Genomic DNA, 9,134 nt, shown 5'->3' with positions numbered 1-9,134 from the left:
AGAGGTGTGAAAAATGTAGAATTCTTCCTTTATAGACTGACCACAATTTTTGCATAAACACAACATTTAGGAATGATCCCAGAATTCTTCCCTCTCTTGCATAACGCAACTATAAGAGTAACTATTCAAAAGCTCAGGAAATGGCCTTGATCCTTCAAAAATATAGAATTCTTCCTTTATAGATTGACCACAATTTTTGCCTAAACACAACATTTAGGAATGATCCCTGTTTATTGATTCCTGCTTTATGAAGCAAGAATAAGATTGAGATTTTATAATTATTCATGATTTCTTTAGTTTTTTGAAAGGGGTGTACCTCAGTTAAAAGTAGTGTACCTAATTGTGTACCTCAAAAGTGCTGAGAGTAGTGATATTTTAAATGTATTTAGGTATATACGAAATGGTAGAAACTCATGTAAAGTCTTATAGAGACCCTATAAAACAAAAAAGACCTACTGTAACCAGTAAGTCTTTTTGTGAGCCCGACAGGATTCGAACCTGTGACCGCCTCCTTAGAAGGGAGGTGCTCTATCCAGCTGAGCTACGAGCCCGTAACTCTAAAAATTGAAATGTCACACATGGAGTATGACATTTCGAAAATTTGTCGGGGTGGCAGGATTCGAACCTGCGACCTCCGCGTCCCAAACGCGGCGCGATAACCGGGCTACGCTACACCCCGATTCGGTTATCTTTTTGCGGAGAGACAGGGATTCGAACCCTGGGTACCCTTTTGGGGTACGACGATTTAGCAAACCGCTCCTTTCGGCCACTCAGGCACCTCTCCAGTAATTTTGCAATGAACGTTTATTACTTCTGTATTGCGGATGCAAATGTAATACAAGATCTCATATATCACAACATTTTTTCGGACTTTTTTTTAAAAATTATTCGGGGTATTCAATTCTAAGATGGTAAATATTTGCAAGCTTGCGCTTTAGCACTTTTTTTATGACTTGAATTTCTTTAAAAGTTATATTAGCATTTAAGAATTGCCCCTCTTCCATTTGCTTATTTAGTATGTTTTCGACAAATTTATCGATTTTAGTAGAGGTCGGATCTTTTAAACTTTTGGAAGCAGCCTCAACACTATCGCACATCATTAAAATGGCAGTCTCTTTACTAAATGGTTTTGGTCCGGGATATGAAAAGTCCGCTATATCAACAGCTTCATTGACATGCTTTTCTTTCATATAGAAATAATACACAGCACTAGTACCGTGATGTGTTCGTATAAAATCGATTACCCGATCTGGTAAGTTATTCTTTTTAGCAATTTCAATACCATCTAACACATGGTCTACAATGATACTTGCACTTTCTTGAGGTGCCAATTCATCATGTGGATTTACACCAGAAGATTGATTTTCGGTGAAATAGGTAGGATTCTTCATTTTACCAATATCATGATACAAAGCCCCAACTCTAACTAACATAGCATTTGCTCCTATTTCATTGGCTGCAGCTTCGGCTAAATTAGCCACATTTAACGAATGATGGAACGTTCCTGGAGCTTCATTAGAGAGTTGCTTTAACAGTTTAGAATTGGTATCCGAAAGCTCTAATAAAGACACGTCTGAAACCAGTCCGAAAAGCTTTTCATAGATATATATTAAAGGCTGAACAAACAATGTTGCTAAACCACATAAAATGAACATGGCAAAAGTTTCCCATTTTAAAGTTTCTACACTCCCCTCATGTATTACAAAAAAGGCAAAATATGCAATGATATAGATCATTGTAATTTGCGCCACAGAGATAAACAAATTGGCTCTTTTATACAATTCCGAAACTGTTAAGATGGTGACGATACCAGCAATAATCTGCAGAAACATATACTCGTAACTATTGGGTACAATAGACCCTAATAACAGTACGGTAATTACATGTGTAAATAACCCCAATCGCGCATCAAAAAAGGCCTTCAATACTAAAGGTAACATCGCCAAGGGGATGATATAAATATATTGCGAATTATAATTAACCATTAAACTGGTTAAAAACACCATAAGGAGTACGTTAAAAAATATAAAGGTGACTTTAGTATCGTTTTTAAAGACATCTAATCGGTATTTACGCAAGAAAAGTAATAGTATAATTAAAGCTAATGCCACTAATAAGGTGTATGCAAAAACGATTAAATTATAGTTAGATTCGTTCCATACTTGCGATTCATACTCTGATTCTAATGACTTTAAAATTAAAAACTTATCGCCTTCAACGATTTCTCCTTTAGAAATAATTAAAGTTTCCTTTTCAATACTTCCTCGAGTAAAAGAAACAGCTTGTAAGGCTTCATTTATTACATTTTCGGTAAAGGTTTTATTATACGTTAAATTCGGTTTAATAATATCAAAGAACAAGGCAATATATTCACTTTGATAGCCTTCAAGATTGGCTTTTTCAAGTTTTTCTAAGACGTCTCTTTTAATATATTCTAACTGATAAATTTCGGAGAATTGGGTTTTATAACGCTCTACCCTATTTTCCAAAACGGTAACTTCTGTAGTTGGAACACGCGACAAATGATCTTCTAAAACACCATATTTATACAGTTCGTCAATAATTTGCTCCCCTTGTTTTTTTAACGAACGACTTTCATCGCGATAAATAGAATCGGGAAAGGTAGTGTAGAAATTATCCTCATACGCTTTTTTAACAATAGGAAGAACCTTTGGGTCTATCGAAAAATATAAAGTTGCATTGGCTTTAATTTGCTCTTTTTCTTTAGACAGTTCTTCTGGTGTTTTTTGAATAGCAAAATCAAAAGGAGCATAAAGCGTTTCCGATTGCCAAGGTTTTCCTTTTTCGAAATTATACTTAAAACGACCACTTTTTGGAAATAAATAAACGATTAAAAAAGTAGTTGCTATAAATAGAATAACCTTATATAAAAGAGAATGATTTTTATAAAATGTATTTAGGAAGTCTTTCATTAATAAAAAATAGTAAATAATTACATCTTAACCCGACAGTTAAGCATATCAAAAGTACTAAATATTGTTTTTAATGCACGTTAATATCAATTTAAGGTTCTCCTTTTTGCTAAAAAATGATTAATTTCGCTGAACACATAAAAAAAGTAAATCAAAATGAGTAAAGAAGTAGTAATTGTATCGGCAGCTAGAACACCAATAGGTAGTTTTTTAGGCGCATTATCAACCATTCCTGCACCAAAATTAGGCGCTATAGCTATAAAGGGTGCTTTAGATAAAATAAATCTAAAACCTGAATTGGTTGAAGAAGTATTAATGGGTAATGTTGTACAAGCTGGTACTGGTCAAGCTCCTGCTAGGCAAGCTGCTATTTTTGCTGGAATTCCTAATACTGTGCCTTGTACTACTATTAATAAAGTATGTGCATCTGGTATGAAAACAGTAATGCAAGCTGCACAAGCTATAGCTTTAGGTGATGCAAGTATTATCGTTGCTGGTGGAATGGAAAACATGAGTATGATTCCTCATTATATGTATGCTAGAACAGGCACTAAATTTGGACCTGCTACTCTTGTAGACGGGATGCAAAAAGACGGTTTGGTAGATGCTTACGATCAAAATGCAATGGGTGTATGTGCAGACGCATGTGCTACAGAATATGAATTCTCTCGTGAAGATCAAGATGCTTTTGCCATCCAGTCTTACAAAAGATCGGCTGACGCTTGGGAGAAAGGTAAGTTTAATAATGAAGTCGTTCCTGTAGAAGTACCACAACGTCGTGGGGAACCGGTAATTGTTGTTAAAGATGAAGAGTATAGTAATGTAAGAATGGATAAAATTCCAGCCTTACGTCCTGCTTTCACTAAAGACGGTACGGTAACTGCTGCTAATGCATCGACTATAAATGATGGTGCTGGAGCTATGGTTTTAATGAGTAGAGAAAAGGCTGACGAATTAGGTTTAAAACCTTTAGCAGTTATAAAAGGGTATGCAGATGCTGCACACGAACCAGAATGGTTTACTACAGCTCCTGCAAAAGCTTTACCAAAAGCATTAGATAAAGCGGGTGTTGCTCTTAATGATGTAGATTTTTTTGAGTTTAACGAAGCTTTTTCGGTTGTTGGTTTAGCCAATATGAAGATATTAGGACTGACAGATAAAAATGTTAACGTAAACGGAGGTGCTGTTTCTTTAGGTCACCCTCTTGGATGTTCTGGTGTTAGAATTTTAATTACTTTATTAAATGTTTTAGAGCAAAACGATGCTAAACTTGGAGCAGCTGCAATTTGTAATGGTGGCGGTGGTGCTTCTGCTGTAGTAATCGAACGTTTATAATAGCCGTTAAATTGAACTAATGCAATACGGAATTTGTAATTTAAGTATCGTTCCCTTAAGATTTGAAGCTGCCGATGCTAGTGAACTTGTTTCTCAAGTATTATATGGTGACGTCTTTAAAGTATTAGAACAACGCAAATCGTGGAGTAAAATCCGTTTGGCTTTTGATACGTATGAAGGTTGGATAGACAACAAACAGTATATTGAACTTAATGAAGAACAATACTCGCACTTGTCTAATCAACCTTTACAATTAACTACAGATTTAGTCGATTTTATTCAAGATAACGATAAGCAATTATACCCTGTTCCAATGGGGTCTGTTCTTAACGGTTTACAAGTATTAGAGCATACGTTTGAAGGGCTTTCGACCCAAGAAATTAAGCCTAAAAACAATCTTGTAGATACGGCTTTCTCTTATATTAATGCGCCCTATTTATGGGGAGGAAAAACACCGTTTGGTATTGACTGTTCTGGATTTACCCAAATGGTTTATAAATTGAATGGTTATAAACTATTAAGAGATGCTTCTCAACAGGCCACACAAGGTGAAGCTTTAAGTTTTATTGAAGAAAGTGAACCTGGAGATTTGGCGTTTTTTGATAATAATGAAGGCCTTATTACTCATGTTGGTATTATAATGCAAGATAATTATATTATTCACGCACACGGCAAAGTAAGGATAGATCGCTTAGATCATTCCGGAATTTATAATGTAGATTCAAGGACACATACTCACAAACTTAGGGTCATAAAAAAGATTATATAAAATAAAAAAAGCCAACTTTAAAAGTTGGCTTTTTTATTCCTAGTAAGTAACAAGATTGGAATCGTTTCCCAAATCAACGTTTTACTTATTATATTTTGTATTTCGCTACTATCGCTTTATACTTTGCGTCTTCTCCAATAGCACTATAAATACCTTTTAGTGTTTTAGCAACATCGATATTATCGTCATCTATTTTTAATACGCCTTCTAAATACGGAATGGCTTCATTATAAATCTCAACTCTTTTTCGTTTAAGTTCATCATAACGTTTGTTATCGGCAGCAGAGCTCCCTAAAGAATTCATTTCTTCGATAATAGAGACTTCTTCCGAAAGAATTAATGCTGCGATATTAGTAGCTGCATTAATATAAGTCGGGTCTAATTCTAGAACCTTATTATAGTATTTTTTAGCTTGTTCTGTTTCTCCAGCTTCAGAAGACAACACCCCTAAATTGTAAAGTAAATCTTTATTATTTGGGTCGTTTTTAATAGCTTCTTTGATCAAACTAGTATATGCTTCTTTATTTCCTAATTTATATTGCATATTAGCTTCAGTAAGAATTAACTCAACATTAGAAGGATCCTCTTGACGTGCTATCTTAATGGCCTCTAAACCCTTTTCAGATTCACCTAGACTATTATAAATAAGTGCTATGTTCTTTGTGATTTCAGCGGTTTTAGATTCCGTTTCAACCTCTCTAGGTTTAATATGTGTTTTTAATTTCCCCACATAGAGGTCTCGAGTTGCTTTATCAAAAGCCTCTTCTTCTCCTGTCTCTTTATTAGTAGCTATATACTGTGTTTCAATACCAGTATACCCAATATCTCTTAGTTTAAGATAAAAATCAAGAGCTCCATTTAAATCTTGTGCACTTACTGCACTAACCGCTGCGTAATATAAATAGACTTGATCTTCTGGCACCAAAGTATAAAGCATATCAAATAATATAGATGCTTCACTATATTTCCCCGTTGTATATAAAGAATTCGCTTTTGTTAATAATTCATTTTGAAGTCCTTGTTTAATCACAGCAACCTCACTAACATACTTCTCATCTACTTTAGCCAAATCATTAATCGCCATTTTAAAATCGGCATTAGTACCTGCTCCATTTGCATAATACGCTTGGGCTTTACTAAAATAATATTTAGATTTTAATTTATCATCCATAGAACCTAGCATCGGTTCTAATTGAGATACAGCTACTTTTGCTTCTGCATAATTATTATTTTTTACTGCCTTTTCTAATGTTCTAAGCTCTTTTTTCTGAGCCATCGTTGACATAGAGACCATTAATCCCAAAGCTATTATGAATTGTTTTTTCATTTGTTTTATAATTTTTATTTGTTTTTTTCTTAAAATATCAATAGTTATGCCAATTTTATTCGTCGTCTACTTGTAAATCCTCGTTAGCGTTATCTGACACCTCTTCTGTACCTTCAATTTCCGTGTCAACTGGTATAATATTCCCATCTTCATCCAAGATAACCTCGTCTTCATCTTCATGCATCACTTTAGCAACCGCTGCAATAGAATCTTTACCCTTTAAGCTAATTAAACGCACACCTTGTGTTGCACGCCCCATGACTCTTAAATCTTCTACAGCCATTCTAATAGCGATACCTGACTTATTAATAATCATTAAATCATCTTGATCGGTTACGTTTTTAATCGCAACAAGGTTTCCAGTCTTCTCGGTTACAGAAATGGTTTTAACACCTTTTCCTCCACGGTTTGTTATACGGTAGTCATCTAAACTTGATCGTTTACCATACCCGTTTTCTGAAACTACAAGAATATTGCTTTCCATATCATCTACAGCAATCATTCCAACAACTTCATCATTATCATCTTGTAAAGTAATACCTCTTACTCCCGAAGCTCCACGTCCCATAGGTCTTGTTTTAGCTTCTTCAAATCGAATGGCTTTACCAGATTTTAAAGCTAACATCACTTGGCTTTCTCCAGTTGTTAATTTTGCTTCTAATAACTCATCACCTTCTTTAATTGTAATGGCATTAATACCATTTGCTCTTGGTCTAGAATATTGTTCTAACGACGTCTTTTTAACTTGTCCTTTTTTAGTCGCCATAATAACGTAGTGGCTATTAATGTAGTCTTCATCCTTAAGATCTTGAGTACAAATAAATGCCATTACCTTATCGTCTTGTTCTATATTAATCAGGTTTTGGATTGCTCTACCTTTAGAGGTTTTAGTACCCTCTGGGATTTCATAAACACGCATCCAGAAACACTTCCCTTTTTGAGTGAAAAATATCATATATTGGTGGTTAGTTCCCACAAATAAATGCTCTAAGAAATCTTCGTTACGTGTAGTCGATGCTTTTTGACCAACACCTCCTCTATTTTGAGTTTTATACTCTGATAATGACGTGCGTTTAATATATCCAGCATGAGAAATTGTAATCACCACCTTTTCATCTGGAATCATATCTTCAATACTCAAATCTCCACCAGCATACTCAATAGTACTACGACGCTCATCACCATATTTATCTTTTACAACGGCTAATTCGTCTTTAATTATCTCCATACGGCGATCTTTACTAGACAAGATGTCTTTAAGATCTTCGATAGTCTTCATTAATTCGTCATATTCTGTACGTAATTTGTCTTGCTCTAAACCTGTTAACTGGCGTAAACGCATTTCGACAATCGCTTTCGCTTGAATCTCCGAAAGTTTAAAACGTTCAATTAAATTAGTTCTTGCTTCATCGGCGTTACTCGATGCTCTAATGATAGCAATAACTTCATCAATATTATCAGAAGCGATAATTAACCCTTCTAAAATATGAGCACGTTCTTCCGCTTTGCGCAACTCGTAAGTGGTACGCCTTACCACCACATCATGTCTGTGCTCTACGAAATAATGTATTAACTCTTTAAGATTTAATAATTGAGGCCTTCCAGCAACTAACGCAATATTATTAACACTAAATGACGATTGTAGCGCTGTGTATTTGTATAATTTATTAAGAACAATATTAGGGATTGCATCACGTTTTAGAACATAAACAATACGCATTCCATTTCTATCGGACTCATCACGGATAGTAGCAATACCATCCATTTTCTTTTCATTTACTAAGTCGGCAGTTTTCTTAATCATATCTGCCTTATTCACTTGGTACGGAATCTCGGTTACAATAATGCATTCGCGACCATTAACCTCTTCGATAATTGCCTTAGCACGCACAACGACACGTCCGCGTCCTGTATGGAACGCCTCACGAACACCGTCATAACCATAAATGGTTCCTCCAGTAGGGAAATCTGGTGCCGAAATATGCTGCATTAATTCGTCGATCTCGATATCTTTATTTTCGATATAAGCAATCGTACCGTTTACAACTTCTGTTAAGTTATGAGGAGGCATATTTGTTGCCATACCAACTGCAATACCTGAAGCTCCATTAACTAATAAACTTGGAATTCTGGTTGGAAGCACCGTTGGCTCTTCTAACGTGTCATCAAAGTTTAATTGGTGGTCTACAGTTTCTTTATCAATATCCGCAAGCATATCTTCCGATATTTTACGCATACGTGCTTCTGTATAACGCATTGCTGCCGGACTATCACCATCCACAGATCCAAAGTTACCTTGACCATCTACTAGCATATAACGCAAACTCCATTCTTGAGCCATACGTACCATCGCGTCGTATACCGAGGTGTCACCGTGTGGGTGGTACTTACCTAAAACCTCTCCTACAATTCTCGCAGATTTTTTATGTGCACTGTTTGCTCTAACACCCAGTTCGTGCATACCATAAAGTACACGTCTATGAACAGGTTTAAGGCCATCTCTAACGTCTGGTAGAGCACGTGACACAATGACTGACATTGAATAATCAATGTAAGCCGACTTCATTTCATCTTCAATATTAATCGGGATAAGTTTTTCTCCTTCTGCCATTATATAATATAATTAAGTTTTTATGAGTGTTTCAAAACGTGCTAATATAATCATTTCATTAGTGATAGCAAGACTTAAACCCTATTCTTTTAATGCTTTTTATTAACAATTAATAATCTCACATTTTTTATAAGTTAGTTGTTAATTATTTTGATTTAA

General features: G+C 35.1%; 5 protein-coding genes and 3 tRNA genes. 2 read left to right on the top strand and 6 right to left on the bottom strand.

Features of this window, described 5'->3' with window-relative positions; genetic code table 11:
• Window positions 1–477: 477 nt before the first annotated feature.
• The 4 genes from BLV64_RS13095 to BLV64_RS13080 all read right to left on the bottom strand — a co-directional run bounded on the left by BLV64_RS13095 (window position 478) and on the right by BLV64_RS13080 (window position 2,933).
• Window positions 478–551: transfer RNA gene (locus BLV64_RS13095), tRNA-Arg, on the bottom strand.
• Between the two features lie 53 nt (window positions 552–604).
• Window positions 605–679 (bottom strand) — tRNA-Pro (locus tag BLV64_RS13090).
• A gap of 17 nt (window positions 680–696) precedes the next feature.
• Window positions 697–784 (bottom strand) — tRNA-Ser (locus BLV64_RS13085).
• A gap of 100 nt (window positions 785–884) precedes the next feature.
• Window positions 885–2,933 (bottom strand): HD family phosphohydrolase, encoded by a 2,049-nt coding sequence (locus BLV64_RS13080; protein WP_092136300.1) that lies wholly within the window; start codon window positions 2,931–2,933, stop codon window positions 885–887.
• A gap of 156 nt (window positions 2,934–3,089) precedes the next feature.
• On the opposite strand from BLV64_RS13080, the gene BLV64_RS13075 reads away from it, so the two are divergent.
• The gene (locus BLV64_RS13075) at window positions 3,090–4,268 is read left to right on the top strand and encodes an acetyl-CoA C-acyltransferase (protein ID WP_092136298.1); all 1,179 of its coding nucleotides are present in this window, start codon (window positions 3,090–3,092) and stop codon (window positions 4,266–4,268) included.
• A 19-nt stretch (window positions 4,269–4,287) separates the two neighbouring features.
• Window positions 4,288–5,037 carry a C40 family peptidase gene (locus BLV64_RS13070; RefSeq protein WP_092136296.1) on the top strand — a complete coding sequence of 250 codons (750 nt, stop codon included), beginning with the start codon at window positions 4,288–4,290 and terminating at the stop codon, window positions 5,035–5,037.
• Between the two features lie 88 nt (window positions 5,038–5,125).
• Here BLV64_RS13070 and BLV64_RS13065 read toward each other — a convergent pair whose 3' ends face one another.
• Together BLV64_RS13065 and gyrA are read right to left on the bottom strand one after the other, a co-directional pair.
• The gene (locus BLV64_RS13065; protein WP_092136294.1) at window positions 5,126–6,364 is read right to left on the bottom strand and encodes a tetratricopeptide repeat protein; all 1,239 of its coding nucleotides are present in this window, start codon (window positions 6,362–6,364) and stop codon (window positions 5,126–5,128) included.
• A gap of 55 nt (window positions 6,365–6,419) precedes the next feature.
• Window positions 6,420–8,975: a DNA gyrase subunit A gene (gyrA, locus tag BLV64_RS13060; protein ID WP_092136293.1), complete on the bottom strand. Its 2,556-nt coding sequence runs from the start codon at window positions 8,973–8,975 to the stop codon at window positions 6,420–6,422.
• Window positions 8,976–9,134: the final 159 nt, after the last annotated feature.

Source organism: Bizionia paragorgiae, assembly GCF_900107625.1.
Lineage (GTDB): Bacteria > Bacteroidota > Bacteroidia > Flavobacteriales > Flavobacteriaceae > Bizionia > Bizionia paragorgiae.
This window is presented reverse-complemented; position numbering and strand designations above follow the sequence as displayed.